The following is a 26,508-nucleotide window of genomic DNA, read 5'->3' on the forward strand; positions in this document are numbered from 1 at the left end:
CGGCGGCCTGCCGCGAGCCGGGCGGGCGCGCGGCCGGGCACCGCGGGCGGCGCGCGCCGAGGTCGTCGCCGGGGGCGGCAGAAATGGCCATAACTGCCACTCCGGTCAGACGTTGCGGCGGTACTGGCCGCCCACCTCGAAGAACGCGTCGGAGATCTGGCCGAGCGAGCACACCCGGACGGCGTCCATCAGCGCGTCGAAGACGTTGCCCCCCGACGTCGCCGCCTCCTGCAGCCGGGCGAGCGCGGCCGGCGCCTCGTCGGCGTGCCGGGCGTGGAAGTCGGCCAGCCGGTCCAGCTGGGACTGCTTCTCCGCCTCGGTGGCCCGGGCCAGCTCCAGCTGCTTCGGCGGGGCCTCGTCGCGACGGGGGTCGAGGAAGGTGTTGACGCCGACGATCGGCAGCGAGCCGTCGTGCTTGCGGTGCTCGTAGAGCATCGACTCGTCTTGGATCCGGCCGCGCTGGTAGCCGGTCTCCATGGCGCCCAGCACGCCGCCGCGCTCGGCGATCCGGTCGAACTCGGCCAGCACCGCCTCCTCGACCAGGTCGGTGAGCTCCTCGACGATCGCCGACCCCTGCAGCGGGTTCTCGTTGCCCGCCAGCCCCCACTCCCTGTCGATGATCATCTGGATGGCCAGCGCCCGGCGGACCGAGTGCTCCGACGGCGTCGTCACCGCCTCGTCGTAGGCGTTGGTGTGCAGCGAGTTGGCGTTGTCGTAGATCGCGCACAGCGCCTGCAGGGTGGTGCGGATGTCGTTGAAGTCCATCTCCTGCGCGTGCAGCGACCGCCCCGACGTCTGCACGTGGTACTTGAGCTGCTGCGACCGCGCGCCGGCGCCGTAGCGGTCCCGCATCGCGACCGCCCAGATCCGCCGGGCCACCCGGCCGATCACCGTGTACTCGGCGTCCATCCCGTTGGAGAAGAAGAAGCTCAGGTTGGGCGCGAAGTCGTCGATCGCCATGCCGCGGGCGAGGTAGGCCTCGACGTAGGTGAAGCCGTTGGCCAGCGTGAAGGCGAGCTGGCTGATGGGGTTCGCCCCGGCCTCGGCGATGTGGTAGCCGGAGATCGAGACCGAGTAGAAGTTGCGCACCCGGTGCTGGATGAACCACTCCTGGATGTCGGCCATGCAGCGCAGCGCGAACTCGGTCGAGAAGATGCAGGTGTTCTGCCCCTGGTCCTCCTTGAGGATGTCGGCCTGCACCGTGCCGCGGACGGTGGCCAGCACCCAGGCGCGGATCTCCTCGGCCTCGGCGGCGTCGGGCTCGCGGCCCTCCTCCTCGCGGAAGCGGTCCAGCCGCTGCTCGATCGCGGTGTTCAGGAACATCGCGAGGATCGCCGGCGCGGGGCCGTTGATCGTCATCGACACCGAGGTCGTGGGCGCGCACAGGTCGAACCCGTCGTAGAGCACGCGCATGTCGTCGAGGGTGGCGATCGAGACGCCGGAGGTGCCGACCTTGCCGTAGACGTCCGGCCGGGGCTGCGGGTCGCGGCCGTAGAGGGTCACCGAGTCGAACGCCGTGGACAGCCGGGTGGCCTCGTTGCCGGCCGACAGCACCCGGAACCGCCGGTTGGTGCGGAACGCGTCGCCCTCGCCGGCGAACATCCGCGCGGGGGCCTCGCCGGCGCGCTTGAACGGGAAGACGCCGGCCGTGTACGGGAAGGCGCCGGGCAGGTTCTCCCGCCGCAGGAAGCGCAGCAGGCCGGCGGCGTCGGAGGTCCGGGGCAGCGCGACCCGCGGCACCTTCGTGCCGGACAGCGTCTCCCGGGTGAGCGGCGTGCGGATCTCCTTCCCGCGGACCGTGTAGACGAACTCGTCGCCGGAGTACTGCTCCACCCGCGCCGGCCACTCCTCGAGCAGCTGGCGCACCTCGGGCAGCAGCTCGGCGTCGGCGGCCTCGGCCGCCGCCCTCGCCGCCTCGGCGGCGTCTCCGTCGAGCACCTCGGCCGCGGTGGTCAGGTGCTCGCGGCGCCGCACGACGGCGGCCTGCTCCTCGGTCAGCCGGTGGTGCGCGCGCACCGCCTCGGCCACCTCGGCGAGGTACCGCGACCGCGACGACGGGACGACGCTGGCCAGCCCGGTCGAGGCGCGCACGTCCACCCGCGGCAGCACGCCGGTGCCCGCGGGCAGGCCCTTCTCCACGAGCAGCCCGAGCAGGTGCTGGTAGAGCGCGGTGACGCCGTCGTCGTCGAAGCGGGCGGCGCTCGTGCCGAACACCGGCATCTGCTCCCACGGGACGCCGAACGCCTCGCGGTTGCGCACCATCTGCCGGGCGACGTCGCGGCGGGCGTCCTCGGCGCCGCGGCGCTCGAACTTGTTGATCGCGACGACGTCGGCGAGGTCGAGCATGTCGATCTTCTCGAGCTGGCTCGCGGCGCCGAACTCCGGCGTCATGACGTAGAGCGAGACGTCGCTGAACGGCACGATCGCCGCGTCGCCCTGCCCGATGCCCGGCGTCTCCACGATCACCAGGTCGAACCCGGCGGCCCTCACCGCGGCGAGGACGTCGTCGAGGTGCTCGGGCACCTGGGCGCCGGCGGCGCGGGTGGCCATCGAGCGGAAGAAGGTGTGCGCCCCGTCGCCGGACTCCAGGGCGTTCATCCGGATCCGGTCGCCGAGCAGCGCGCCGCCGCCGCGGCGGCGGGTGGGGTCCACCGCGACGACGGCGACCCGCAGCTTGTCCTCCTGGTCGCGGCGCAGCCGGCGCAGCAGCTCGTCGGTGAGCGAGGACTTGCCCGACCCGCCGGTGCCGGTGATGCCCAGCACCGGCACGGTGCGGGCCGCGGCGGCCTCGCGCACGCGGGCGGCGAGCGCCGGGTCGGCGCCGGCCTCCAGCACGCTGATCCCCCGCGCCAGCGCCCGCGGGTCGCCGGTGAGCAGCGCGTCGACGTCGGGGCCCTCGGTCGTCAGGTCGACGTCGCAGGCGCGGACGAGCTCGTTGATCATCCCGGGCAGGCCCAGGCGGGCGCCGTCCTCGGGGCTGAACACCCGCACCCCGCGCTCGGCGAGCAGGGCGATCTCCTCGGACACGATGACGCCCCCGCCGCCGCCGAACACCTGCACGTGTCCCGCCCCGGCGTCGGTCAGCCGCTCCTTGAGGTAGCTGAAGTACTCGACGTGCCCGCCCTGGTAGCTGGAGATCGCGACGCCCTGCACGTCCTCCTCGACGGCGGCGCGCACCACCTCGTCGACGCCGCGGTCGTGGCCGAGGTGCACCACCTCCGCGCCCTGGCTCTGCAGCAGCCGCCGCATCACGTTGATCGCCGCGTCGTGCCCGTCGAACAGGCTGGCCGCGGTGACGAAGCGGACGGGGTGGACGGGCACGTGCAGCTCCGCAGACGCCATGGCTGCACGGTAGGCCCGGTTTAGTAGGACGTCCAACCATCTCGGCGTGTCCCGCACGGGGCGTCGCGGACCGGCCCGGCGACGGCGCCCGGGTGGGAGGCTGGGCGGCGCTCCCACAGCCGTCCCGGGGAGGCCGGCCGATGACCCCAGACGACGTCCGCGCGGTCCTCGACGACCCGGTCGCCCGCCGCCTGCTCGACTCGGCGAACCCGGCGCGCCTGGCCTACGTCGCCCGCGACGGCGCGCCCCGGGTGGTCCCGGTCGGGTTCCTCTGGAACGGGACGACGATCGTCGTCGGCACCGTGCCGGGCTCGGCGAAGGTCGCGGCGCTGCAGGCGGACCCGGCGGTGGCGCTGACGATCGACACCAGCCCGCCGGCGTGGCCGCCGAACGTGCTGCTCGTCCGCGGGACCGCGCAGGTCACGCTCGTCGACGGCGTGTTCCCCGAGTACGTCGAGGGCGCCCGCAAGGTCACCCCGGCCGAGGTGTTCCCGCAGTGGGAGCAGGGCGTGCACGCCCTCTACGACCGGATGGCGCGGATCGACGTCACGCCCACCTGGGCCCGCGTCCACGACTTCGACAACCGCATCCCGCAGGCGGTGGAGGACCTCGTGCGGCAGAAGACGGGCACCTGACCGGCACGCGCGGGAACCCCTCGTCAGGTCCCGGCCGTCGTGTCAGGGTGCCCGCCGTCCCCGAACCGAACGGAGCAGCACCACCATGGCCTTCCGCAACCTGATGGCGAAGATCGGCGCCGGCAACGCGAGCGTCGACGCCGTCCTCGACCGCCCGGTGACCACCCCCGGCGGCACCGTCACCGGCACCGTGCACCTCACCGGCGGGCAGGTCGCCCAGGAGATCAACGAGATCCGGGTGTCCCTGCAGGCCACCGTCGAGGTCGAGAGCGGCGACAACGAGTGGAAGGAGAACGTCACCTTCGGCACCGCGCCGATCGCCGGCGCCGGCCGGATCGAGGCGGGCGCGAAGGCGGCGATCCCGTTCAGCTTCCCGGTGCCCTGGCAGTGCCCCTTCACGACGCTCGACGGCTGGACGCTGCGCGGCGTGAAGATCGGCCTGCGCACCAAGGTCGACATCCCCGGCGCGGTCGACCCCGGCGACCTCGACGCGGTGACGGTCGAGCCGCTGCCGGTCCAGCGCACCGTCGTCCGGGCGCTCGACGGCCTCGGTTTCCGCTTCCGCGGCGCGGACGTCGAGAAGGGCCGGCTGGCCGGCAGCGACCTGCCCTTCTACCAGGAGGTCGAGTTCGCGCCGCCGTCCTCGCTGCGCGGGCGCATCAACGAGCTCGAGGTGACCTTCCTGGCCGGCCCGCACGGCGTCGAGGTCGTGCTCGAGGTGGACCGGCGCGGCGGGCTGCTCACCGAGGGCCGCGACGTGGGCGGCCGGCTGCGGTTCGGCCACTCCGACACCGACGTCTCCGCGGTGGCCGCGCAGCTCGACGCCGCCGTCCGCCAGCTCGGCGCCCGGCGCGGCTGGCTCTGAGCACCCCCGACCGGGACACGGCGGCCGCGCGCCTGCGGGACCTCCCGCGGCGCGCGGCCGGCCGCCCCGACCTCCGCCAGGCCGCCGTCGCCGTCTGCGTCACCTGCACCGGCGACGTGCCGGCCCTGCTCGTCACCCGCCGCGCGGCCGGGCTGCGGGCGCACGGCGGGCAGTGGGCGCTGCCCGGCGGCCGGCTCGACCCGGGCGAGACCCCGGTGCAGGCCGCGCTGCGCGAGCTGGAGGAGGAGGTCGGGCTGGTCCGCGGGGAGGACGACGTCGTCGGCCTGCTCGACGACTACGTGACCCGCTCCGGCTACGTCATGACGCCGGTGGTCGTGTGGGCCGGCGACGCCGGGGAGCTGCGCCCGGCCGAGGCCGAGGTGGCCGCGGCGTACCAGGTGCCGCTGGCCGACCTCGACGTCGAGCCGGTGCTGGTGTCCATCCCCGAGTCCGACGCCCCGGTCATCCGGCTGCCGCTGCTCGGCGGCTGGGTGCACGCCCCGACCGCCGCGGTCGTGTACCAGTTCTGCCAGGTGGTGTGCCGCGGGCAGCCCACCCGCGTGGCCCACCTCGAGCAGCCGGTCTTCGCCTGGCGCTAGCGCGTCTGGTCCGGCGTCAGCGGCGGTGCCAGCGGGCGGCGCCGTAGGAGGCCAGCCCCAGCACGATCCCGGACAGGACGGCGCTGCGCTTCGCCACGTCGCCCTCGGCGCGGGAGGTCCACACCGCGGCGGCGTCCAGCGCGGTGAGCAGCAGCGTCACCTCGGTGGTGCGCCGTGCGTGAGGCGCCGGGGTGACCAGCAGCGCGGCGCCCATCGCGATGTTGCGGGCCGCGCCCAGGCGCACCAGCAGCGGCAGGGCGACGTCGCCCCGCGCGGCGTCGGGGCGCACCCCGAGCGCCCCAGCGATCCACCGGGGCGCGAACAGCGCCGCCGTCCCGATCCACATCGACAGCGACCCGACGGTCCTGCGGGTGACGTCCCAGTCGTGACTGCTCACGGGCGGCCCTTGCCCGCGGACGCCCTGCCCGAACCGGCGGTGTGCACCAGCACGACGGCGAGGAACGGCAGGGTCGCCCAGCTGGCCACCACGTCGCTGACCGTCGCCACGGTGAACGCCGCCGCCGACGGCGCGTCCAGCGGGCCGACCACGTGCTCGGGGCCGAGCGCGGCCACCGACGCCGGGACGGTCAGCAGCGCCGACACCGCGCCGCCGAGCACCACCCCGGCGAGGACTGCGGCCGGCGAGGTGCGCACCGCGCGCAGCGCGGTCGCCGTCCCCCGCCCGAGCGCGCCGGCGGGGCGCACCCGGCCGTCGCCGGGCAGGCCGGTGAGCGCGCCGGTCAGCCACAGCTGGGCGAGCAGGCCGGTGGCGAAGCCGACGACGTCGACCAGCAGCGCGTGCGCGAGGCTCGGGTCGTCGTAGACGAGCAGCTGGCGCAGCACGTCGGGGACGGTGTTGACCAGCGTGACCGCGAGCGAGAGGGCGTAGACCCGCCCGGCGTGCCGGCGCAGCAGTGCCAGGGCCTCGCGGACGACCGCGGGGACGCGCACGCCCGCCGTCGTCGTGCGCGGTGTCGTCACGTCCTCGTCGCGACGGCCTGGACCCAGCGGTCGCCGGCCGCCCGCCGCAGCCGCCCCGGCGGCACCTCCAGCCCGTGCGCGCTCAGCTCGGCCAGCAGCTGCTCGGTGGAGAACCGGTCGGCCGGGTGGCGGGAGACCGCGCGCAGCCACGGCGCGTCGACGAACCGCGCGGTCATCTCGGTCAGCGCCAGCTGCCCGCCCGGGCGCAGCACCCGCGCGACCTCGGCGACGGCGGCCCGCCAGTCCCGGATGTGGTGCAGCGCGTGGAAGTCGACGACGAGGTCGGCGCTCGCGTCGTCGACCGGGAGCGCGGTGGCGTCCCCGACGCGGAAGGTGACCCGGTCGGCGAGGTCGGCGCAGGCGATGCGGGCGCGGCCGACGGTGGCCGGGTACAGGTCGAACGCCGTCACCTGCGTGGCGCCGAGCCGCTCGACGGCGACCCGCGCGCCCAGGCCGCGGCGGCCGGTGCCGATCTCGACGACGCGCTCGCCGCGGGCGCCGAGGCGGCGCAGGATGCGCCCCTCGACCCGCAGGCCGATCTCGTACCGGAGGCGGGAGTCGACCCACAGGCGGTTGGCGTCGACGTAGGTGGGGGGCACGGCGCGGCTCCCGTGCGGGGCGGTCATGCCGGGCGGCTACCCACTCCGCGGGCGAGCGCACCGTAGACGTCGCGGGCGTGGTCGAAGACGAGGAAGTGCCCCTCGCCGGCGTGCCAGTGCGCGGTGACCGACGGCAGCATCCCGGCCAGCACCCGGCCGAGCGCGACCGGCACCTGCCAGTCCTGGGTGCCGTGCCAGATGTGGACGTGCTGGCGGACCTCCCCCACGGGGAAGCCCCACGGCCGGAACAGCAGCGCCCGGTCCTCGGCCAGCACCCCGGCGCCCTGGCGCAGCCCCTCGGTGAACGTGCGCGCCAGCACCCGCCGCACCGCGGGCCGGCCGATCACCCGCCGGTCGGCCGGGTTCAGCCGCAGCTGCAGGTAGCGGGGCAGCAGCTGCGGGCGGACGGTCAGCGGCGCGAACACCGGCAGCAGCAGCGCCGCCGTCGCCGGGGACGGGCGGTGCGCGGCCGCGCGGACCGACGTCGGCAGCCAGCCCGGCCACGGCCACGGGACGTCCGGCGGCGGGGCGCCGCCGAGGATCCCCACGGCGTGCACGCGGTCGGGCAGGGCGTGCGCGCAGGCCAGTGCGTAGGCGGCGCCGCCGGACAGCGAGAGGGCGGCGAACCGGTCGATGCCCAGGTGGTCGAGCAGCTGGACGACGTCGCCCGGCCAGTCGGTCACCCGCCGGCCCGGCTGCGGGTCGGAGGCGCCGAAGCCGGGCCGGTCCGGGACGACGAACCGCACGCCCCAGCGGCGGTAGGCGGCGGGGTCCTCGACGTGCCGCTCGAACCGGGAGCTGGGCGAGCCGTGGCAGCCGAGCACGGGCCGGCCGTCGGGGTCGCCCCACTCGGCGTAGGCCATCGTGCGGCCGTCGCGCAGCTGCAGCCGGCCCTCGCGGGGCCCGTCGGCGGTGTCGGTGCTGCCGGGGTGCATGCCCCGGGGCTACCCGGCGCAGGGGCGGGTCAGGCGCGGCGGCCGAGCAGCGCCAGGACCCGCGTCGGCCGGTCGGCGCCCTCCGGGGCGTCCACCTGCCGGCAGATGCCCTCCAGGTACAGGGCGTCGCCCCAGCTGCGGGCGCCGGACTCGATGCGGTCGAGCTCGGCCTCGGTCAGCGTCGCGTCCTGGCCCGTGGCGCGGGCGAGGTCCCAGCGGTGGACGACCATGTCCCACACGTAGAACTGCGCCAGGGTCTCCCCCACGGTCGTCGGGCCGGAGAAGCCGTCGTACCCGGCGTCGGCGACGGCCGGGTCGGCGACGACGGCGAGCACCCGGGCGGCGTGCTCGCGCAGCGCCGCGGCGGGGCCGGCGGCGACGTCGGGCGCGGGACCGAGGTCGACGCCACGGCCGGTGAGGAACTCCCGCTGGGTGCCGACGACGTGCGCCACCAGGTCCCGGGCGGTCCAGTCCTCGCAGGGCGTGGCGGCGTCCCACCCGGCGGCGGGCACGGCGTCGGCGACGGCGAGCAGCGGCTCGAGGACGGCGTCGTAGTCGGTGGCGATCGGGGTGGCGGTCGTCGTGTCCATGGCCCGAGCCTGGCCGGGTGCGGCAGCCTGCGTCTTGATGGAACCCGACAGCACCGCCGTCCCCCGCCGCGACACCATCGAGCGGGCGCACCTGCGCGACCCGCGCGACGCCTCGCACGTCATGTACCGCTACGAGGTCACGGGTCCCCTCGCCGCGCTGGTGCAGCGGTTCTGGATCCCGGTGTGGTCGGTGCCGCCCGGCGAGGAGGCGGTGCAGCGGGTGCTGCAGTACCCGGTCTGCCTGCTCGTCGTCGCGCCGGACTACGCCCGCTTCTACGGCGTCGTGTCGGGGCTGTCGACGACGACGCTGGCCGGTGACGGCTGGGCGGTCGGCGTCATGCTCACCCCCGCCGCGGGCGCGCTGGTGGCGGGCGGCCCGGTGGCCCCGTTCACCGACCGGCACGTCGACGTGGGCGAGGTGCTCGGCGACGACGGCGCCCGGCTGGCCGCCCGGGTCCGCGCGGCGATGGCGGCCGACCCGCACTCCCCCGCGGCGCACGCGGAGGCGCGGGCCGCCTACGACGACGCGCTGCGCCGGTTCCTGCCGGTCGACGAGGAGGGCGCGCTGGTCGACCGGCTGGTGGCGCTGGTCGAGTCGCGGCCGGACCTGACCCGTGTGGACCGGCTGTGCGCCGAGACGGGGCTGTCCGAGCGCGCGCTGCAGCGGCTGGTGTCCCGCCGGCTGGGGCTCACGCCCAAGTGGCTGGTGCAGCGGCGGCGGCTGCAGGAGGCCGCCGGCCGGCTGCGCGACCGGACGGCGACGCTGGCGGGGATCGCCGCCGACCTGGGCTACGCCGACCAGCCGCACCTGACCCGCGACTTCGCCCGGGTCACCGGGATGACGCCGGGCGAGTTCGCCGCGCGGTACGCGCAGGAGGAGCACGGCGCGGTAGGCACAGGAGGAGCAGCGCGCGGCACGGGGACTATCCCGTCGTCGTCTGCCGTTCCGGCTCGATCCAGACGGTGACCCGCTCGGTCCTGATGTTCTCCGGCGGGTAGGGCCGGCCGTCGTAGTTCTGCGACAGCTCGTCGATCTGTGCCCGTGCCTCGGGGCCGGTGGTCGTGTCGGTCACCCGGCCGCGCACCTCGGCGTGGCGGTAGGGGTCGGACTCGTCCCGGATGGCCAGGGTCACCCGGGCGTCGCGCTGGAGGTTCCCGAACTTGCGCCGCCCGGTCTCGGTGTTGACGAACAGCCGCTCCCCGTCGGTGCCGACCCAGATGTACTGGGTCTGGATGCGCCCGCTGGGCAGCAGCGTGCTGATCGCCGCGTAGTTGGGGCCCTCCGTGAGCTCGCGGGTGACCGGGTGGAGCGCGGGGCCGTCCTGGGCGTCTGCCACGGCGGCGCCGGTACCCCCCGCCGGAGGTGCGGCACGCGCCCGATCGCGCCGCACCGGCCGGCGGCCGACCGTGGGGAGGACCGCCCGAGGAAGGTCCGGGACCGTGGCGACCTGGCCGGCCGACGCCGCCGCGCCGGCGGCCGAGCAGGACCGGCTGGCCGCGCTGCGCCCGCCGCCGTGGTCACCGCCGGCGCAGCCGCGGGTCGGCGCCGTCGTCGCGGTCGGGGACGGGGACCGGCTGGTGGCAGCCGCGGTGCTGGGGGACGCGGCCGCCGTCGCGCGGGGACCGGCGGCGGGCCCCTACGCGCCGGCGCTGCTCGCGCTGCGGGAGGGGCCGCTGCTGGCCGCCGCGGTGGCCGCGCTGCCCCGCCGGCCCGACGTCCTGCTGGTCGCGGCGGCGGGACGGGACCACCCGCGGCGGGCCGGGCTGGCGCTGCACCTCGGTGCGGTGCTGGACCTGCCGAGCGTCGGCGTCACCGACCGCCCGCTGGCCGCCCGCGGCGACCCGCCCGGGCCGGCGCGCGGGGACACCGCTCCCCTGCTGCTCGGCGGCGAGGAGGTGGCGCGGGCGGTGCGCGTGGTGCCCGGCGTGCGCCCGGTGGTGGCCTCCGCCGGCTGGCGCACCGGCCCGGCGACCGCGGCCGCCGTCGTCCTGGCGACGACGGCCGGTGCCCGCACGCCGGAGCCGCTGCGCGCGGCCCGCCGGCTCGCCCGGCTCAGCCGCGCAGACCCTCGATGACCGCGGCCCCGTCTCCACCGCACCCGGGTCGCGGAGCAGGCGGCGTGTGCACGCCGCGGAGCACCGGCCGACCCCGCAGGGTCCTCGTCGGCCGTGGACGGGCCCTACCCGTGGGCGGGGTGGCCGTGGCTGTGCACGCCGTCGGGTCCGCGCCGCTCGTCGGGCACCGGGCCGCCGTCGTCGGCCGCGCGGCCGGCGGCGTCCTCGGCGCGGTTGCGGCGCAGGTCGACCACCCCGAGCACCAGCGCGGCGCCGGCGCCGAGGACGGACACGGCCAGCCCGGCCGCGGCCGCCGTCGGGTGGTCGCCGGACGCCGACAGCACGAGGTAGAAGAGCCCGGGCAGCGCCGCGGTGCCGACGGCGGCGCCGAAGCGCTGGGCCGTCTGCAGGCCCCCGCCGGCCGACCCGGCCATGGACACCGGCACGTCGCGCAGGGTCATCGTGATGTTGGGCGAGATGACGAACCCGCCGCCGATGCCGCCCACCAGCAGCGCCGGCGCGATCGCCCACCCGGCCGCCGACGGCGGGACCAGCAGCAGGACTCCCGCGGCCGCGGCGAGGCCGACCATGACGCCCGACAGCCCGAACACCGTCAGCCGCCGGCCGTGCCGCTCCACCAGCCGCCCGGCCACGACCGCCGCCGACGCCGACCCGAGCGCGAACGGCGTCACCGCCAGCCCCGACTGCAGCGGCGTGTAGTCCAGCCCGGTCTGGAAGAACAGCGCGAACACCAGCCAGATGCCGCTGAACCCGACGAAGTAGACGGTGCCCAGCGCCGCCCCGATGCCGTAGCCGCGTGTCTGCGTGACCAGCCGCGGGTCGAACACCGGCTGCCCGTCGCGGGCCACCACCCGCCGCTCCCACGCGACGAACACCGCGAGCAGGGCTGCCCCGACGAGGAACAGCCACCACAGCCGCGCCAGCCCGCCGGACTCGGCCTGCACCAGCGGGAAGAGCACGGCCAGCGCCCCGGCGCCGAGCAGCAGCACCCCGGCGACGTCGATCCGCCCGCGCCCGCCGCCGCCGCCGCGGGGCAGCAGCCGCAGGGCGAGCGCGAACGCGGCGACGCCGATCGGCACGTTGACGTAGAACAGCCACCGCCAGCCGCCCGGCCCGTCGGCCAGGCCGAGGATCGCGCCGCCCACGACCGGGCCCACGGCGGTGGAGATGCCGACCGTGGCGCCGAACAGGCCGAACGCCCGCCCGCGCTCGGCGCCGCGGAACAGCTGCTGGATGAGCGCGGAGTTCTGCGGCGCGAGGCACCCGGCCGCCAGCCCCTGCACCAGCCGGGCGGCGACCAGCCAGCCCACCGACGGCGCCGCCCCGGCCGCGGCGCTGGAGAGCACGAACCCGGCCAGCCCGAGCAGGAACAGCCGCCGGCGGCCGAAGGCGTCGCCCAGCCAGCCGGCGGGGACCAGCATCAGCCCGAAGGTCAGCGCGTACCCGGACACCACCCACTGCACGGTCGCGGGCGTCGCCCCGAGGTCGGACTGCAGCGAGGGCAGCGCGACCGACACGATGCTGACGTCGAGCAGGCTCATGAAGCCGACGACGAGCGTCACCGACAGCGCGGTCCACCGCTTGGGGTCCGGGCGGTACCCCTCGTCCCCGGCGGGGGCCTGCGGCGGGGCGTCGGTGGATGCGCGTGGCGGCACGGGGAGGGCCTCTTCCGGTGGTGCAACGGGGGCGCGGCCGCCGTCCGGCCGGCCGCGCCGTGCTGCCCTACCCGGTCGTGCCCCACCGACACCCGCGGGTGCCGGAGGCCGCGGTCGGCGTCCGCCGGCTGACACGGCGCAAGAACGGTCGGGCCGCGCGGCCGCCCGCCTCGCCAGACTCGACGCGTGACCCCGCCCGGCCGCGACCGCCTCCGCGAACTGCTCGACGCCGTCCTCGACGAGGACAACCGCACGCTGTCCGACATGGCCGGCGACGCGTACGCCTCGCCGTTCCACTTCAGCCGGCAGGTGTCCGGCGGCGCCGGGGAGTCCCCGGTCGCGCTGCGCCGCCGGGTGGTGCTCGAGCGCGCGGCCTGGCAGCTGCGGCAGGGCACGAGCGTCACCGACGCCGCCTTCGCCGCGGGCTACGAGTCGGTCGAGGGGTTCAGCCGGGCGTTCGCGCGGGCCTACGGCCGCAGCCCGGGCTCCGCCCACGCGGGCAGCGCCGCGCGGGACGGGCACTGGCTGCCCGCGCCCAACGGCATCCACTTCCACCCGCCGGCGTCGCTGTGGGTGGCGGACGAGCCCGCGCGCCGCGGTGGCGACGAGGTCGCCGCGCTGCTCGTCCACCACGGCGTCGAGGACACCCGCGCCCTGCTCGAGCTGGCCAAGGGCCTGCCCGGCGAGGAGTACCGGCGGGTGCGGGCGCCGGGCCTGACGGTCCTCGCCTGGGACGGCGCCGAGGAGACGCTCGCCGCCGTCCTCGACACCCTGGTCTGGTCGCTGGAGGTCTGGGTGGCCTCGATCGAGGGCGGGGAGCACCCCGTGCGCGGCGCCGACGACCCGGCCGCGCTCATCGACCGGCACGACGCCGTCGCGCCGCGCTGGCTGGCCGCCGTCCGCGAGATCGCCCGCCGCGGCGCCTGGGGCGACCGGCTGGTCGACGCGCTGTGCGAGCCGCCGGAGAGCTTCGTCCTCGGCAGCGTCGTCGCGCACGTCCTCACCTTCTCCGCGCACCGCCGGCTGCTCGCCCGGCACTGGCTGCGCGACGCCGGCGTCGCGGTCGACGCCGGCGACCCCATCGAGTGGCTCTCCCGGAGGGACCGATGACCCGCACCGTCTACTACACCGCCACGACCCTCGACGGCTTCATCGCCGGCCCCGGCCACTCGCTGGACTGGCTGCTCACCCGGGAGGCCGACCACGAGGGGGCGATGGGCTACAAGGCGTTCGAGAAGACCGTCGGCTCGCTGGTCATGGGCGCCTCCACGTACGAGTGGGTGCGCGAGCACGGCGGCCCGGACGCCTGGAGCTACGACCAGCCCGCGTGGGTGCTCACCCACCGGCAGCTGACGCCCTACGAGGGCGCGGACATCCGCTTCACCGCCGCGGACACCCCCGACGAGCTGCGCGCGCTGCACGCGGAGATGACCGCCGCGGCCGGCGACCTCGACGTGTGGGTCGTCGGCGGCGGCCCGGTGGCCGCGCAGTTCGCCGGGGCGGGGCTGCTGGACGAGGTCGTCGTCTCGATCGCGCCGGTCACCCTGGGCGCCGGGATGCCGCTGCTGCCGGCGCACGTCGAGCTGGTCACCCGGGAGGTCGCGCAGAACGGCGAGTTCGCCGTCGTGCGGTACGACGTCGTCCGTCCCGGCTGAGCCGTGGACCCGGGCGGCCCGTCCGAGGGGGCGGAGCGGGCCGCCGGGGTACGCCGCTCCGACCGGGACCACGGTCCCGTGTCGACACCTCGACGCGGCGACATGCCTCCGTGCCGATCCGGCGACGTGGCGACAGGTCGCCGGGTCGACGGCCGGTCAGGCGGTGCGGATCACCGAGACGTCGAACTCGACCTGGATGCGGTCGCTGACGAGCCACCCGCCCGTCTCCAGCGCCGTGTTCCAGGTCAGCCCCCACTCGCTGCGCTTGATCGCCAGCGCGCCCTCGAAGCCGACCCGGGTGTTGCCGAAGGGGTCCTTCGCCGAGCCGGTCATCGCGAACCCGACGGTCACCGGGCGGGTGACGTCGCGGATGGTGAGGTCACCGGTCACCTGGTAGGCGTCGTCGTCGACCTGCTCGATGTCGGTCGAGGTGAACACCATCTCCGGGAACCGCTCGACGTCGAGGAAGTCCGGCGACCGCAGGTGCGCGTCCCGGTCGGCCTGGCCGGTGTCGATGCTGGCCGTCCTGATCCGGATCGACACGCTGCTGGCCCCGGGCTTCTGCACGTCGAGGTGCGCCTCGCCCGCGAAGTCGGTGAACGACCCGCGGACGGTCGTCACCATCGCGTGCCGCGCCCGGATCCCGATCCGGGTGTGCGCCACGTCGATGGTGTAGTCGCCCGTGACGTCGGCCAGCGCGGCCGTCGCCGCGTCGAAGTCGGTGGGGTCGCTCTCTGCTGCCCGGTGCTTCGCCACGTGTCCGTCCTTCCCCCTCGCTGACACCCCATCCTCGCCGATCCCCGAGACACCGCCACCGCCGGGCTCCGGGAACGGGCCGCGGAGGGCGTCAGCGACCCGGGCGGAACGGGTTGCGGCCCGGCCGGAACAGCGTCTCCTGGGTCAGGCTCGCGGCCAGGACGCCGTCGCGGGTGGTCACCGACCCGGTGTACCAGCCGCGCCCGCCGGAGACCGTGTGCGGGACCAGGTCCATGAGCACCCAGTCGTCGAGCCGGGCCGTCCGGTGGAACCACACCGCGTGGTCCAGCGTCGGGCCGGGCGCCGCCTCGTCCTCGGGCAGCGCCGACAGCCCGGTGCCGATGTCGGACAGGTACGTGAGCGCGCAGGCGTGCACCAGCGGGTCGTCGGGCAGCCCGACGGTGGACCGCGACCAGAACCGGGTCGGCCAGGAGGCGGCCGGGTGTGGCTGCGAGGGACGGCGGCCGTCCATGGTGAACAGCCGGGGCAGCGCGAACGGCTCGCACTCCGTGGGGTCCTCGGCCGCCGGCGCAGCGGCCACCTGGACGTCGGGCCCGGCGGTGGGCGCCTGGAACGACGCCGACATCGACAGCACCACCTCGCCGCCCTGCACCGCGACCACCCGGCGCGCGGAGAACGACCCGCCGTCGCGGTCGCGGTCGACGCGGAAGACCGTCGGCCGGGCGGCGTCGCCGCTGCGGAGGAAGTAGCCGTGCAGCGAGTGCGGCAGCCGGTCGGGCGCCACCGTGCGACCGGCGGCGAGCAGCGCCTGCGCCGCGACCTGCCCGCCGTAGAGCGGGAACGGGTCGGTGAACACCAGCGTGCTGCGGTAGAGGTCCCGGTCGACCTCCTCGAGCGTCAGGACGTCGAGCAGGGTCGGGTCTCCCGCGGTCGCTGTCACGCTCCGGAACGTAAACGGACCCGGGGCCGCCGTCGGAGGCGACCCCAGGTCCGCGGGGCGGGGCGTCGTTACAGCAGTTCGAGGATGGTGGCGTTGGCCTGGCCGCCGCCCTCGCACATCGTCTGCAGGCCGTAGCGGATGCCGTTGTCCCGCATGTGGTGCACGAGCGTCGTCATGATCCGCGCGCCCGAGCCGCCGAGCGGGTGGCCGAGGGCGATGGCGCCGCCGTTGGGGTTGAGCGACTTCTCGTCGGCGCCGAGGTCCGCGAGCCACGCCAGCGGCACCGGCGCGAAGGCCTCGTTGACCTCGAAGACGCCGATCTCGTCGATCGACAGCCCCGACTTCGCCAGCGCCTTCTGCGTGGCCGGGATCGGCGCGGTCAGCATGACCACCGGGTCGGCGCCGGCGAGCACCGCGGTGTGCACGCGGGCGATCGGGCGCAGGCCGAGCTCGGCGGCCTTCTCCGACGTCGTCATGAGCAGCGCGGCCGAGCCGTCGGAGATCTGCGAGGAGTTGCCGGCGGTGATGACGCCGTCCTCCCTGAACGCCGTCTTCAGGGTGCCGAGCTTCTCCACCGACGACTCGCGGATGCCCTCGTCCTGGCCGACGACGGTGCCGTCGGGGGTGGTCACCGGGGCGATCTGGGCGTCGAAGCGGCCCTCGGCGCGGGCGGCGGCGGCCTTCTCGTGGGAGGCGACGGAGAACTCGTCGCACCGCTGGCGCGACAGGCCCCACCGCTCGGCGATCGTCTCCGCACCCAGGCCCTGGTTGATCTTCGCGCCGCCGTAGCGCTCGAAGAACCGCGTCCCGAACGGGTTGGCGTCCTGCCGCGCGCTGCCCATCGGCACCCGCGACATCGACTCGACGCCGCCGGCCACGACGACGTCGTACTGGCCCGAGACCAGGCCGGCGGCGGCGAAGTGCACCGACTGCTGCGAGGACCCGCACTGCCGGTCGACGGTCACGCCGGTGACCGTCTCCGGCCAGCCCGCGGCGAGCGCCGCCGTCCGGGCGATGTCGAAGGTCTGCTCGCCGACCTGGGACACGCAGCCCCAGATGACGTCCTCGATCTCGGCGGGGTCGATGCCGGCCCGCTCGGCCAGCGACGTGAGGACGTGCGCGGACAGGTCGACCGGGTGCACCCCGGACAGCCCGCCGTTGCGCTTGCCCACGGGCGTGCGCACCGCCTCGACGATCACCGCGTCACGCATGTCTGCTCCCTCCGACCTGGTGTGGTTCCCGGCACACTAACCCGCGCTCCTGGCCCGCTCGGCGGTCCGGGCCGGGCGGCGGGCCAGGAGTCCCGCCGCGAGGGCCGCGAGCAGCGCCGCAGTGGCCCAGCCCAGGCCGCTGCCGGCCAGCGGCAGGCCCGTCCCCTCGGTGGCCCGGACGACGAGCAGCACGGCGGCCACCCCGAGGGCGGTGCCGAGCTGCGCCGCGGTGTTCACCGCGCCGGCCGCCGTCCCCTGCAGCTCCGGGCCGACGTCGGTCCCCAGCGACGTCGCGGCCACCGAGGACAGCCCGATGCCCAGCCCCGCGACGGCGACCGCGGCCGGCACCACCCCCGTGCCCAGGCCCGCGCCGAGCAGCGCCGCGTCGCCGACGGCGATGACGGCCAGCCCCGCCGCGGCGGTGACCCGCGCCGGGGTGCGCCGCAGCACCCGCGCGGCCAGGCCCGCCCCGGCGACGACGCACAGGCTGAACGGCACCAGCGCCAGCCCCGCGGCGGTCGCGCCGAGGCCGCCGGCGTCCTGCAGGTGCAGCGTCGCGACGGTGACCGCCGAGCTGGTGGTCGCGGTGTTGGCCGCCGAGGCGAGCACGCCGCGGCGCAGACGGGGGTGCCCGACGGCGGCCCGCGGCAGGAGGGGGTCCGGCGAGCGCCGCTCGACCGCCGGCAGGCCCGCGGCGGCGGCGAGCCCGGCGAGCAGGAGCGCGACGCCGGCGGTCCGGTGCGCGCCGCCCTCGAGCAGCGACGCGCCGGCCACCACGGCCGCCACCGCGCCCGTGAGCACCGTGGCGCCGGTCAGGTCGAGCGCTCCCCCGCTCCGCCGCGCCGTCGGCGGCGCCGTGCGGCGCACCGCCGCCAGGAGCAGGGCGGCCAGCGGTACCTGCACCCAGAACAGCACCCGCCAGCCGGCCAGGTCGGTGAGCACGCCGCCGAGCACGAGCCCGCTCGCGCCGGCGGCCGCGCCGGTCGCGCTCCAGGCGGCCAGCGCCCGCCGCCGCGCGCTGCCCTCCTCCGTCGCGGCGGTCAGCAGGCGCAGCGCGGTCGGCACGGACAGCGCGGCCGCGGCCCCGAGGGCGCCGCGCGCCACCACCAGCACGCCGGCCGACGGCGCGACCGCGGCCAGCAGCGACGCCGCGCCGAAGCCGGCCAGCCCGGTCCCCAGGACGCGCGCGTGGCCGAACCGGTCGCCCAGGCGCGCGGCCGGCATGAGCAGCGCCCCGAACAGGACGGCGTAGACGGTCACCACCGGCGCGGCCGCCGACGGCGGCGCGCCGAGGTCGGCCAGCACCGTGGGCAGCGCCGCGACCACCAGCGTGGTGCCGAGGACGTCGACGAACTGCACCGCGCACAGGGTCGGGACCGCTGCTAGACCTGCCACGTGGAGCCGGATACCCGCTTCTTCATCGATGAAGCGCGCATCGGTTCCGATCAGCCCGAGGGGAAGCGGGGCCGCCCGGTGTCGCGGGCCCCACAGGAGCGCCGCACGCCCCTAACCTGCGCCGCGTGAGCCGAGACCGTCCCGAGCCCGGCGATCCCCCGGGCCGGCCGATCCCGCCGCGGCTCGACCCGCGCGCCGGTCGCCCGCCCCGCGACCGCACCCCCGGTGCCGCCCGGGCCGGCGCCCGCGGGAACCCGGCGCCGCGCCGCCGCTCCTCCGGGGGCGCCGTCGCCGCCCGCGTCGTCGCCGCCGTCGTGTCGGTCGTCGTGCTGGCCGGGAGCGGGTGGGGCTGGTACCTGGGCCGGCTGGCCGACTCGACGGTCAACCGCACGGACGCCATCCCGGCCGACGGCAACGCCGAGTCCGGCGGCATGCCCGAGGCGGTGAACCTGCTGCTGGTCGGCAACGACAGCCGGGCCGACCTCACGCCCGAGCAGCTCGCCGAGCTCGACGCCGGGGTCGACTCCGGCACGAACACCGACACGATGATCCTGGTGCACGTCCCGGCCGACGGGTCGGGAGCGTCGTTCGTCTCCTTCCCGCGGGACTCCTGGGTGGAGATCCCCGGGCACGGGACGGACAAGCTCAACGCCGCCTACGCCTACGGCGCCGCCGAGGTCGACGACGCCGCGCCCGAGAGCGAGAAGCAGGCCGCCGGCGCCCAGTTGCTGATCCGGACGATCAACCAGCTGTCGGGACTGCGGATCGACCACTACGCCGAGGTCGACCTGCTCGGCTTCTTCGAGCTCACCAGCGTCGTCGGCGGCGTCGAGGTCGACCTCTGCCACGCCGTCGACGACTCGCGGTACTCCGGCGCCGTGTTCCCTGCGGGGAAGCAGACGATCTCCGGCGCCGACGCGCTGAGGTTCGTCCGCCAGCGGCACGGCGTCCGGCCGGACGGCTCCCCCGCCCTCCCCCGCGGCGACCTGGACCGCATCGTCCGCCAGCAGGTCTTCATCGGCGGGGTGCTCCGCAAGATCCTGTCCCAGGACGTGCTGCTGGACCTCGGCAAGCAGCGGGAGCTGATCCGGGCGGCGTCGGAGTCGCTGACCATCGACGAGGACCTCGACCTGCTCGACCTCGCGCAGCAGATGCAGTCGGTGACGGCCGGAGACATCCGGTTCCAGACCGTCCCCATCGCCGACCCGAACGCGGAGAACGAGGCGGGCTCCTCGATCGTGGAACTGGCCGACGAGGACACGCTGCGCGCGTTCTTCGCGGGCCTGTCCGCCGAGCCCGAGGCGCCCGCGTCGGAGGCCCCGCCGCCGCCGGCGACGGTCGACCCGGCGGAGGTGTCGGTCGCGGTCTACAACGGCTCGGGCATCTCCGGGATCGCCGCGGAGGCCACGGCCGACCTGGAGGCCGCGGGCTTCCCGGTGGTCAGCACCGGCAACGCCGACAGCACCGACTACGAGCGGACGACGATCCGGCACGCCGCCGGCGACGAGGCGCTGGCCGCCACGCTCGCCGCGCAGGTCCCCGGAGCGGTCACCGAGGTCGCCGACGACGCCACGTCCGGCACCGTCCAGCTGATCCTGGGCGCGGACTTCACCGGCATCGGCCAGGCCACCACCCCGCCCGCGGACACCGGCGACACCGCTGCACCCACCGAGGAGCCCCGGACGGCGGCCGACACCGGCTGCATCAACTAGGACCCCGGCCCGCGGATGCCGCCTGCCGCCACGCCCGACGCGTACCGTCGTCTGCGCGGGCCGGCCCGAGCCGGCGGACCCGCGGCACCCTTCCTCTCGACGCGTCGGCGGGCGAGGAGGCCGAGATGACTGCCCATCCCGAGGACGTCCGGCCGCTCCCCGGATCGATCACGGTCCGGGAGGAGGGCGACGACCGGGTGCTGTGCCTGCGGGGCGAGGTGGACACCGCGGTCGCCACGCGGTTCAAGGAGCGCCAGGGGCGGACGCCGCTGCTCGTCGACGTCATCGACGCCGCCGGGGTGTCCTTCATCAGCTCGACCGCCGTCAGCGTCCTGGCCCGGTGCGTCGAGGCGTCCCACGCCGTCGGCCGGCGCCCGGTGCTGCGCGCCGCGTCGCCGATCGTGGAGCGCATCCTGCAGCTCAGCGGGCTGCAGGGCGACTTCGACCGCCCGCCCGCCCCGTCCGGCCGCTCCGAGACGCCGGGCTGACCGCCGGAGGGCGGGCTCCGGGCGGGGAGCCCCCCGCAGAATGGCCGCGTGCCCGCCGACCGCGCCCGCCCGGTGACCCTGCGGGACGTGGCCGCCGAGGTCGGCGTCTCGGCGAAGACGGTGTCCAACGCCTTCTCCCGGCCCGACCAGCTCTCCGCGGCGCTGCGCGAGCGCGTGCTCGCCGCCGCCCGCCGGCTCGGCTACCCGGGGCCCAACCCGCTGGCGGCGGGCCTGCGCCGCGGCCGGGTGGGCGCCGTCGGCGTCGCCTACGACAACGGGCTGTCCTACGCCTTCGCCGACCCGGTGGCGGTCGCGCTGCTGGCCGGGGTCACCGAGGTCGCCGAGCCCGCAGGGTCGGGGCTGCTGCTGGTTCCTGGCTCGACCGACCCCGCCCGGCGCCTGGCGGCGGTCACGGACGCCGTCGTCGACGGGCTGGTCGTCTCCTCGGTCGGCGACGAGGACCCGCTGCTCGCGGCGGCGATCGCCCGCGGCCTGCCGCTGGCCGTCGTCGACCAGCCGCGCCCGGACCGGCTGGCCGCCCTGGGGGCCCCGGCGACGCCGTGGGTGGGCGTCGACGACCGCGCCGCCGCGGCCGCCGTCGCGGGGCACCTGCTCGCGCTGGGCCACCGGCGGCTCGCCGTCGTCTCCTTCGGCATGCACCGCGACCCGATCAGGCCGGGGCTGGTCGACGTCGCCACCCAGGAGGCGGCCACCTACGCGGTCACCCGCGACCGGCTGGCCGGCTACCGCGACGCCGCGGAGCGGGCCGGGCTGGACTGGGCCGCCGTCCCGGTGTTCCACGGCGGGGACAGCACGCCCGCCGTCGGGGAGGCCGGCGCCGAGGCCGTCCTCGCCACCGCCCCCCGGCCGACGGCGCTGCTGTGCCTGAGCGACCGGCTGGCCGAGGGCGCCCTGCGCGCGGCGGCCCGCCGCGGGCTGCGCGTGCCGGAGGACCTGTCCGTGGCCGGATTCGACGACGCGACGACGGCGGCCGGGCTGGGCCTGACCACCGTGCGCCAGCCGACCCGGGAGAAGGGGCGGGCGGCCGGTCAGGCCCTGCTGGACCTGCTCGCCGGCCGGCCCGCCCCGCCGCCGCGCACCCTGCCCACCGACCTGGTCGTGCGGACCTCGACCGGCCCGGTCGGCTAGCGGCCGCGCCAGACCGGCGCGCGGCGCTCGGCGAACGCGGTCGCGCCCTCGCGGGCGTCCTCGGAGGAGAACACCGGCTCGATCAGCTCCTGCTGCCGCGCCCAGCCCTCCTCGGCGGTCCAGTCGGCGGTGCCGCGGGCGATCTCCTTGGTGGCGGCGACCGCGAGCGGGCCGTTGGCGGCGATGACGCCGGCCAGCTCGACCGCGGCCTCCAGCGCCCCGCCCTCGGCGACCACCCGGTTGACCAGCCCGACCCCGGCCGCCCGCTCGGCGTCGATCGGCTGCCCGGTCAGCAGCATCTCCATCGCCACCGCCTGCGGGATGCGCCGCGGGAGGAACAGCGCGGCGCCGGCGGCGGCCACCAGCGAGCGGGTCACCTCGGGCACGCCGAAGCGCGCCGAGGACCCGGCGACGACGAGGTCGCAGGCCAGCACCAGCTCGAACCCGCCGGCCAGCGCCCACCCCTCGACCGCCGCGACCAGCGGCTTGCGCGGCGGCGTCTGGGTGATCCCGCACAGCCCGCGGCCCTCGATCGCCGGCCGCTCGCCGCGCAGGAACGCCTTGAGGTCCATGCCGGCGGAGAACGTGCCGCCGGCGCCGGTGAGCACGCCGGCGCGCAGCTCGTCGTCGGCGTCCAGCTCGTCGACGGCCGCGGCGACGCCGCGGGCCACCGCGCCGTCGAGCGCGTTCTTCGCCTCCGGCCGGTTGATCGTGATGACCTGGACGGCGCCGCGGCGCTCCACCAGCACGGGCTCGGTCACGGTCCCTCCTCCTCCGCGGCGCACCGCGGCTCGTGCGCTCCCGTCATCGGGGGCGCGACCACTCCTCCAGGACGGCGGCGGCGTCGGCCGGGCCGGGGCTCACCGGCGCGGCGGGGCCGGCCGGGGTGCGCGAGAAGCGCGGCGCGGGGGCGGCCTGCCGGACGCCGTCGACCTCGACGAGCGTGCCGCGGGCGGCCAGGTGCGGGTGCGCGGCCGCCTCCTCCGTCGTGAGCACCGGGGTGACGCAGGCGTCGGTGCCGTCGAAGACGCGCTCCCAGTGCTCCCGCGGGTGCGCGGCGAACGCGGTGGTGAACAGCTCGCGCAGCCGCGGCCAGCCGCGCGGGTCGGTCTGCGCGGGCAGGTCGTCGCCGGCCAGCCCGAGCCCCTCCAGCAGCGCCGCGTAGAACTGCGGCTCCAGCGCGCCGACGGCGACGAACCGGCCGTCGGCGCAGGCGTAGACGTCGTAGTAGGGCGCACCCCCGTCGAGGACGTTGGTGCCCGGCCGGTCCGACCACAGCCCCATGCCGCGCATCGACCACAGCATCTGGGAGATCAGCGCGACGCCGTCGACCATGGCGGCGTCGACCACCTGGCCGCGGCCCGAGCGGGACCGCTCGTGCAGCGCGGCGAGGATGCCGACCAGCACCAGCATGGAGCCGCCGCCGTAGTCGGCGACCAGGTTCAGCGGCGGCCGCGGCACCTGCCCGGGCCGGCCGAGCGCGGCGAGCGTGCCGGTCAGCCCGAGGTAGTTGACGTCGTGGCCGACCCGGTCGGCCCACGGCCCGTCCTGGCCCCAGCCGGTCATCCGCGCGTACACCAGCCGGGGGTTGCGCTCGAGGCACGCGTCGGGGCCGAGCCCCAGCCGCTCGGCGACGCCGGGGCGGAAGACGTCGAGGAACACGTCGGCGTGCCCGGCCAGGCCGAGCACGAGGTCGCGCCCCTCGGGCGCCTTGACGTCGACGCCGAGCGAGCGCCGGCCGCGCATGACGACGTCGCGGGCGGCCCCGCCCAGGGACAGGCCGCCGGAGGGCCGCTCCACCCGGACGACGTCGGCGCCGAGGTCGGCCAGCACCATCGCGGCGTGCGGGCCGGGCCCGATCCCGCCGAGCTCGACGACCCGCAGGCCGGTCAGCGGGCCGCTCGCGCCCCCGCTCACGCCGCGGCCCGCAGGTGCCGGTCGAGGAAGCGCAGGATGCGCGCCCAGGCGTCCTCGGCCGAGGGGCCGTGGTATCCGACGCCGAGCACCTTCTCCAGCGCCGTGAACGGCCCGGCGTTGTGCCGGTTGAGGAACGAGTGCCCGGCGTCCGGGTACTCCTCCACGTCGTGCTCGACGCCGAGGTCGGTGAGCACCCGGTCCAGCCGGCCGGCGGCGCCGCGCAGCGCCCGGTCGCGGCCGCCGAAGCTGGCCACCACCGGGCAGGCGCCCTTGAGCACGCTCTCGGCGTCCTTCGGCAGCGGGCCGTAGTTGGGCGCGGCGACGTCGAAGCCGCGGGTGGCGCCGAGCAGCGCGAACTTCCCGCCCATGCAGAACCCGAGGACGCCGATCCGGCCGGTGCAGTCGTCGCGGTCGGCGAGGAACCGGCGGGCCGCCTCGAGGTCGCCGAAGGCCGGGCCCTCGCCGCGGTTCAGCGACCGGAACGTCGAGCGCAGACAGCGCACCGCGCCGCCGGCGGTGAACAGGTCGGGCGCGACGGCGAGGTAGCCGGCCGCGGCCAGCCGGTCGGCCTGCTGGCGGACGTCGTCGGTGAGGCCGAAGACCTCGTGCACGACCACGACGCCGGGCCAGGGCCCCTCCCCCACCGGCGGCACGGCGAGGTGGGCGGAGAGCTCCGGGGCGCTCGCGGCACCGGGGATGACGATCGTGGGCAGGGAGGCCTCCCGGGTCGCAGCGGCAGCGCAGGCGCCGCCGACGCTAGCCCGCGGGTGTGTCGGCCGTCTCACCGGCCCGTTCCCGGCGCACCGGGGTGGCGGTCACCTCGCGCGGGCCGCCGACCCCGTGGCCCGCGGCGCAGCGCAGCCCGAGCGCCACCGGCGCGCCGCAGTCCCGGTGGGCGAGCGCCAGCGGCGGGACGCCGTCCTCCGCGAGCCACCGGTCGCCCCACTGCATCAGCGCCACCAGCGCCGGGTAGAGGTCGCGGCCGCGCTCGGTCAGCCGGTACTCGTGCCGCTGCCGCGCGCCCTCCTCCTGGTACGGGACGCGGGTGAGCAGGTCCTGGGCGACCAGCGAGTTGAGCCGGTCGGTGAGCACCGCCTTGGGCGCCCCGAGCGCGCGCTGCAGGTCGGCGAACCGGCGCACGCCGAGGAACGCCTCGCGCAGCACGAGCAGGCTCCACTTCTCCCCCACCACGGCGAGGGTGCCGGCGACCGAGCAGCGCGCCCGGTCGTACCCGTCGGGAGGTGTGTCGGCCGTCACGGGTGCAGCCTAGGTCACGCTGGGTTCGCTTGACGAACCGTGCGCCGGGGAGGATGGTTGGAGATGCAGACCCAGCAGGTCGAGACAGCGATCACAGTGATCGGCGCCGCACCTGCACGGGCCCGCCGGTGACGACCGGAGGTGGCCGCCGCCGTGGATCGACCGGTGGCACCCCGCCCCGAGGAGGAACCGACATGACCCGCCTGCGCACCGCCCTGGCCTCCGCCCGCAGCACCCGCGCCCGCCGCCGCGACGAGCGCGAGCTGCAGCGCGCCCTCGCCGCCGCCCCGACGCTCGAGTCGGCGCACGAGATCACCGCCGCGGCCGCCCGCTTCTGACCGCGGCACCCGCGCCGCCCGCCGGCGCACCCCGACGACAGCCCCGTGGCCCCTCGGCCACGGGGCTGCTCCGCCCCGGGGCGCGGCGGTCCCGGGGTGTGGCCTGCGCCTCATCCGCGCCGCTAGGGTGGCACTGAGTGCCACCGGGGGTCGGTCCCGGGGACCGACCGGACGGAGACGAGATGGCCAACCCCTGGTTCGAGACGGTGGCCGAGGCGCAGCGGCGGGCCAAGCGGCGGCTGCCCAAGGGCGTGTACGGCGCGCTGGTGGCCGGCTCGGAGAAGGGCCTGACCGTCGACGACAACCTGCGCGCCTTCGACGAGCTGGGCTTCGCCCCGCACACCGCCGGCCTGTCCAACAAGCGCGACCTGGCCACCACGGTCATGGGCCAGGACGTCTCGATGCCGGTGCTGATCAGCCCCACCGGCGTGCAGGCGGTGCACCCCGACGGCGAGGTCGCCGTCGCCCGGGCCGCCGCCGCCCGGAACGTGGCGATGGGCCTGTCCTCGATGGCCAGCAAGCCGATGGAGGAGGTCATCGCCGCCAACCCGAAGACGTTCTTCCAGCTGTACTGGGTCGGCGACCGCGACACCATGGCCGCCAAGGTCGAGCGGGCGAAGCGGGCCGGCGCCGCCGGGCTGATCGCCACCCTGGACTGGTCGTTCTCCTACGGCCGCGACTGGGGCTCCCCGTTCATCCCGGAGAAGATCGACCTGGAGGCGGTCCGCCGCTACGCCCCGCAGGTCGCGCTGCGGCCGCGCTGGCTGTGGGAGTTCGCCAAGACGCGGAAGCTGCCCGACCTCCGCGTCCCCAACATGGTCGGCGACCCCGCCGAGACCCCGCCGACGTTCTTCGGCGCCTACGGCGCCTGGATGCAGTCGCCCATGCCGACCTGGGAGGACGTCGCCTGGCTCCGTGAGCTGTGGGGCGACGACCGGCCGTTCATGCTCAAGGGCGTCATGCGCGTCGACGACGCCAGGCGCGCCGTGGACGCCGGCGTCACCGCGATCTCGGTGTCCAACCACGGCGGCAACAACCTCGACGGCACCCCCGCCTCCGTCCGCGCCCTGCCGGCCATCGCCGAGGCGGTCGGCGACCAGGTCGAGGTGCTGCTCGACGGCGGCATCCGCCGCGGCTCGGACGTCGCCAAGTCCCTCGCCCTGGGCGCCAGGGCCGTGATGATCGGCCGCGCCTACCTGTGGGGCCTGGCCGCCAACGGGCAGGCCGGGGTGGAGAACGTCCTGGACCTGCTGCGCGACGGGCTGGGCTCGGCGCTGACCGGCCTGGCCCGGGAGTCCGCCGCCGACCTGTCCCGCGACGACCTCGTCGTCCCGCCCGGCTTCGAGCGGCGCCTCGGCGTCGAGGGCGCCGACGCCCCGGTCGAGGCCGTGCCCACCCGCCCCCGGCGGGCCCGCAGCGCCTGACCCCCCGGCCGGGGTCCCGTCGAGGGGC

28 protein-coding genes are annotated in these 26,508 nt (G+C 76.7%); 12 read left to right on the forward strand and 16 right to left on the reverse strand.

Annotated features, from left to right (window positions below):
* Nucleotides 1–105 precede the first annotated feature (105 nt).
* Nucleotides 106–3,342 carry a fused isobutyryl-CoA mutase/GTPase IcmF gene (gene icmF, locus ACI79L_RS00005; RefSeq protein WP_456934791.1) on the reverse strand — a complete coding sequence of 1,079 codons (3,237 nt, stop codon included), beginning with the start codon at nt 3,340–3,342 and terminating at the stop codon, nt 106–108.
* Between the two features lie 140 nt (nt 3,343–3,482).
* Between icmF and ACI79L_RS00010 the strand changes: the two genes are divergently transcribed.
* From ACI79L_RS00010 to ACI79L_RS00020, 3 genes are all read left to right on the forward strand, one after another.
* Complete coding sequence (locus ACI79L_RS00010) at nt 3,483–3,977, forward strand: pyridoxamine 5'-phosphate oxidase family protein (RefSeq protein ID WP_456934792.1); 495 nt, start codon at nt 3,483–3,485, stop codon at nt 3,975–3,977.
* Nucleotides 3,978–4,062: 85 nt separating this feature from the next.
* The gene (locus tag ACI79L_RS00015) at nt 4,063–4,842 is read left to right on the forward strand and encodes a sporulation protein (protein ID WP_456934793.1); all 780 of its coding nucleotides are present in this window, start codon (nt 4,063–4,065) and stop codon (nt 4,840–4,842) included.
* Between the two features lie 32 nt (nt 4,843–4,874).
* Nucleotides 4,875–5,441 carry an NUDIX hydrolase gene (locus ACI79L_RS00020; RefSeq protein ID WP_456935050.1) on the forward strand — a complete coding sequence of 189 codons (567 nt, stop codon included), beginning with the start codon at nt 4,875–4,877 and terminating at the stop codon, nt 5,439–5,441.
* Between the two features lie 16 nt (nt 5,442–5,457).
* On the opposite strand, the gene ACI79L_RS00025 is transcribed toward ACI79L_RS00020, so the two are convergent.
* Genes ACI79L_RS00025 through ACI79L_RS00045 form a run of 5 tightly spaced genes read right to left on the reverse strand, consistent with a single transcriptional unit; the run spans nt 5,458 to nt 8,546 of the window.
* The gene (locus ACI79L_RS00025; RefSeq protein ID WP_456934794.1) at nt 5,458–5,838 is read right to left on the reverse strand and encodes a DUF4267 domain-containing protein; all 381 of its coding nucleotides are present in this window, start codon (nt 5,836–5,838) and stop codon (nt 5,458–5,460) included.
* Complete coding sequence (locus tag ACI79L_RS00030; RefSeq protein ID WP_456934795.1) at nt 5,835–6,422, reverse strand: hypothetical protein; 588 nt, start codon at nt 6,420–6,422, stop codon at nt 5,835–5,837. Before ACI79L_RS00030 ends, ACI79L_RS00025 begins: the two co-directional genes overlap by 4 nt.
* Entirely contained in the window at nt 6,419–7,048 is a 630-nt protein-coding gene (locus tag ACI79L_RS00035) for a class I SAM-dependent methyltransferase (RefSeq protein ID WP_456934796.1), read from the reverse strand. Before ACI79L_RS00035 ends, ACI79L_RS00030 begins: the two co-directional genes overlap by 4 nt.
* Nucleotides 7,045–7,956: an alpha/beta fold hydrolase gene (locus ACI79L_RS00040; RefSeq protein ID WP_456934797.1), complete on the reverse strand. Its 912-nt coding sequence runs from the start codon at nt 7,954–7,956 to the stop codon at nt 7,045–7,047. Before ACI79L_RS00040 ends, ACI79L_RS00035 begins: the two co-directional genes overlap by 4 nt.
* Nucleotides 7,957–7,985: 29 nt before the next feature.
* Nucleotides 7,986–8,546, reverse strand: a complete 561-nt coding sequence (locus ACI79L_RS00045; RefSeq protein ID WP_456934798.1) for a TIGR03086 family metal-binding protein — start codon at nt 8,544–8,546, stop codon at nt 7,986–7,988.
* A gap of 37 nt (nt 8,547–8,583) precedes the next feature.
* Between ACI79L_RS00045 and ACI79L_RS00050 the strand changes: the two genes are divergently transcribed.
* Nucleotides 8,584–9,513 carry a helix-turn-helix domain-containing protein gene (locus ACI79L_RS00050; protein WP_456934799.1) on the forward strand — a complete coding sequence of 310 codons (930 nt, stop codon included), beginning with the start codon at nt 8,584–8,586 and terminating at the stop codon, nt 9,511–9,513.
* Here ACI79L_RS00050 and ACI79L_RS00055 read toward each other — a convergent pair.
* Nucleotides 9,470–9,883 (reverse strand): TIGR03618 family F420-dependent PPOX class oxidoreductase, encoded by a 414-nt coding sequence (locus tag ACI79L_RS00055; protein WP_456934800.1) that lies wholly within the window; start codon nt 9,881–9,883, stop codon nt 9,470–9,472. The genes ACI79L_RS00050 and ACI79L_RS00055 overlap by 44 nt on opposite strands.
* 103 nt (nt 9,884–9,986) lie before the next feature.
* Between ACI79L_RS00055 and ACI79L_RS00060 the strand changes: the two genes are divergently transcribed.
* The gene (locus ACI79L_RS00060) at nt 9,987–10,622 is read left to right on the forward strand and encodes an endonuclease V (protein WP_456934801.1); all 636 of its coding nucleotides are present in this window, start codon (nt 9,987–9,989) and stop codon (nt 10,620–10,622) included.
* 104 nt (nt 10,623–10,726) lie between these two features.
* Here the strand turns inward: ACI79L_RS00060 and ACI79L_RS00065 are convergent, their stop codons facing one another.
* Nucleotides 10,727–12,277 carry an MFS transporter gene (locus tag ACI79L_RS00065; RefSeq protein WP_456934802.1) on the reverse strand — a complete coding sequence of 517 codons (1,551 nt, stop codon included), beginning with the start codon at nt 12,275–12,277 and terminating at the stop codon, nt 10,727–10,729.
* Between the two features lie 186 nt (nt 12,278–12,463).
* Between ACI79L_RS00065 and ACI79L_RS00070 the strand changes: the two genes are divergently transcribed.
* A complete protein-coding gene (locus tag ACI79L_RS00070; RefSeq protein WP_456934803.1) occupies nt 12,464–13,387 on the forward strand; it encodes a helix-turn-helix domain-containing protein in 924 nt (307 codons plus the stop codon).
* Nucleotides 13,384–13,932: a dihydrofolate reductase family protein gene (locus ACI79L_RS00075; protein WP_456934804.1), complete on the forward strand. Its 549-nt coding sequence runs from the start codon at nt 13,384–13,386 to the stop codon at nt 13,930–13,932. The genes ACI79L_RS00070 and ACI79L_RS00075 overlap by 4 nt, the downstream gene beginning before the upstream one ends.
* A gap of 156 nt (nt 13,933–14,088) precedes the next feature.
* Here ACI79L_RS00075 and ACI79L_RS00080 read toward each other — a convergent pair whose 3' ends face one another.
* The 4 genes from ACI79L_RS00080 to ACI79L_RS00095 all read right to left on the reverse strand — a co-directional run bounded on the left by ACI79L_RS00080 (nt 14,089) and on the right by ACI79L_RS00095 (nt 18,159).
* The gene (locus ACI79L_RS00080; protein WP_456934805.1) at nt 14,089–14,688 is read right to left on the reverse strand and encodes a YceI family protein; all 600 of its coding nucleotides are present in this window, start codon (nt 14,686–14,688) and stop codon (nt 14,089–14,091) included.
* A 91-nt stretch (nt 14,689–14,779) separates the two neighbouring features.
* A complete protein-coding gene (locus tag ACI79L_RS00085; RefSeq protein ID WP_456934806.1) occupies nt 14,780–15,589 on the reverse strand; it encodes an acyl-CoA thioesterase in 810 nt (269 codons plus the stop codon).
* 68 nt (nt 15,590–15,657) lie between these two features.
* Nucleotides 15,658–16,800, reverse strand: a complete 1,143-nt coding sequence (locus ACI79L_RS00090) for a thiolase family protein (RefSeq protein ID WP_456934807.1) — start codon at nt 16,798–16,800, stop codon at nt 15,658–15,660.
* Nucleotides 16,801–16,836: 36 nt separating this feature from the next.
* Nucleotides 16,837–18,159, reverse strand: a complete 1,323-nt coding sequence (locus ACI79L_RS00095; protein WP_456934808.1) for an MFS transporter — start codon at nt 18,157–18,159, stop codon at nt 16,837–16,839.
* A 161-nt stretch (nt 18,160–18,320) separates the two neighbouring features.
* Between ACI79L_RS00095 and ACI79L_RS00100 the strand changes: the two genes are divergently transcribed.
* From ACI79L_RS00100 to ACI79L_RS00110, 3 genes are all read left to right on the forward strand, one after another.
* Nucleotides 18,321–19,907 carry an LCP family protein gene (locus ACI79L_RS00100; protein WP_456934809.1) on the forward strand — a complete coding sequence of 529 codons (1,587 nt, stop codon included), beginning with the start codon at nt 18,321–18,323 and terminating at the stop codon, nt 19,905–19,907.
* A gap of 125 nt (nt 19,908–20,032) precedes the next feature.
* Entirely contained in the window at nt 20,033–20,395 is a 363-nt protein-coding gene (locus ACI79L_RS00105; RefSeq protein ID WP_456934810.1) for an STAS domain-containing protein, read from the forward strand.
* 48 nt (nt 20,396–20,443) lie between these two features.
* A complete protein-coding gene (locus tag ACI79L_RS00110) occupies nt 20,444–21,544 on the forward strand; it encodes a LacI family DNA-binding transcriptional regulator (RefSeq protein ID WP_456934811.1) in 1,101 nt (366 codons plus the stop codon).
* On the opposite strand, the gene ACI79L_RS00115 is transcribed toward ACI79L_RS00110, so the two are convergent.
* The 4 genes from ACI79L_RS00115 to ACI79L_RS00130 form a co-directional block, all read right to left on the reverse strand.
* Nucleotides 21,541–22,305: a crotonase/enoyl-CoA hydratase family protein gene (locus ACI79L_RS00115; protein ID WP_456934812.1), complete on the reverse strand. Its 765-nt coding sequence runs from the start codon at nt 22,303–22,305 to the stop codon at nt 21,541–21,543. The two genes, ACI79L_RS00110 and ACI79L_RS00115, sit on opposite strands and share 4 nt — an antisense overlap.
* 43 nt (nt 22,306–22,348) lie before the next feature.
* The gene (locus tag ACI79L_RS00120; RefSeq protein ID WP_456934813.1) at nt 22,349–23,461 is read right to left on the reverse strand and encodes a CaiB/BaiF CoA transferase family protein; all 1,113 of its coding nucleotides are present in this window, start codon (nt 23,459–23,461) and stop codon (nt 22,349–22,351) included.
* Nucleotides 23,458–24,105, reverse strand: coding sequence for a dienelactone hydrolase family protein (locus tag ACI79L_RS00125; protein WP_456934814.1), 648 nt, complete (start codon nt 24,103–24,105; stop codon nt 23,458–23,460). The genes ACI79L_RS00120 and ACI79L_RS00125 overlap by 4 nt, the downstream gene beginning before the upstream one ends.
* Before the next feature lie 112 nt (nt 24,106–24,217).
* Nucleotides 24,218–24,718, reverse strand: a complete 501-nt coding sequence (locus ACI79L_RS00130; protein WP_456934815.1) for a winged helix-turn-helix transcriptional regulator — start codon at nt 24,716–24,718, stop codon at nt 24,218–24,220.
* 194 nt (nt 24,719–24,912) lie between these two features.
* Between ACI79L_RS00130 and ACI79L_RS00135 the strand changes: the two genes are divergently transcribed.
* Together ACI79L_RS00135 and mftD are read left to right on the forward strand one after the other, a co-directional pair.
* Nucleotides 24,913–25,056 carry a hypothetical protein gene (locus tag ACI79L_RS00135; RefSeq protein ID WP_387993827.1) on the forward strand — a complete coding sequence of 48 codons (144 nt, stop codon included), beginning with the start codon at nt 24,913–24,915 and terminating at the stop codon, nt 25,054–25,056.
* 182 nt (nt 25,057–25,238) lie between these two features.
* The gene (gene mftD / locus ACI79L_RS00140; protein ID WP_456934816.1) at nt 25,239–26,480 is read left to right on the forward strand and encodes a pre-mycofactocin synthase MftD; all 1,242 of its coding nucleotides are present in this window, start codon (nt 25,239–25,241) and stop codon (nt 26,478–26,480) included.
* The last annotated feature ends 28 nt before the right edge of the window (nt 26,481–26,508 follow it).

It is taken from the genome of Geodermatophilus sp. SYSU D00684, from assembly GCF_054050455.1.

Bases quoted from the DNA above. Each gene is read 5' to 3' on its own strand.
- ACI79L_RS00105 (WP_456934810.1), top strand. From the start codon at position 20,033: ATGACTGCCCATCCCGAGGACGTCCGGCCGCTCCCCGGATCGATCACG.
- ACI79L_RS00035 (WP_456934796.1), bottom strand. From the start codon at position 7,048: ATGACCGCCCCGCACGGGAGCCGCGCCGTGCCCCCCACCTACGTCGAC.
- ACI79L_RS00135 (WP_387993827.1), top strand. From the start codon at position 24,913: ATGACCCGCCTGCGCACCGCCCTGGCCTCCGCCCGCAGCACCCGCGCC.
- ACI79L_RS00010 (WP_456934792.1), top strand. From the start codon at position 3,483: ATGACCCCAGACGACGTCCGCGCGGTCCTCGACGACCCGGTCGCCCGC.
- ACI79L_RS00050 (WP_456934799.1), top strand. From the start codon at position 8,584: ATGGAACCCGACAGCACCGCCGTCCCCCGCCGCGACACCATCGAGCGG.
- ACI79L_RS00090 (WP_456934807.1), bottom strand. From the start codon at position 16,800: ATGCGTGACGCGGTGATCGTCGAGGCGGTGCGCACGCCCGTGGGCAAG.
- ACI79L_RS00075 (WP_456934804.1), top strand. From the start codon at position 13,384: ATGACCCGCACCGTCTACTACACCGCCACGACCCTCGACGGCTTCATC.
- ACI79L_RS00015 (WP_456934793.1), top strand. From the start codon at position 4,063: ATGGCCTTCCGCAACCTGATGGCGAAGATCGGCGCCGGCAACGCGAGC.
- mftD (WP_456934816.1), top strand. From the start codon at position 25,239: ATGGCCAACCCCTGGTTCGAGACGGTGGCCGAGGCGCAGCGGCGGGCC.
- icmF (WP_456934791.1), bottom strand. From the start codon at position 3,342: ATGGCGTCTGCGGAGCTGCACGTGCCCGTCCACCCCGTCCGCTTCGTC.
- ACI79L_RS00045 (WP_456934798.1), bottom strand. From the start codon at position 8,546: ATGGACACGACGACCGCCACCCCGATCGCCACCGACTACGACGCCGTC.
- ACI79L_RS00040 (WP_456934797.1), bottom strand. From the start codon at position 7,956: ATGCACCCCGGCAGCACCGACACCGCCGACGGGCCCCGCGAGGGCCGG.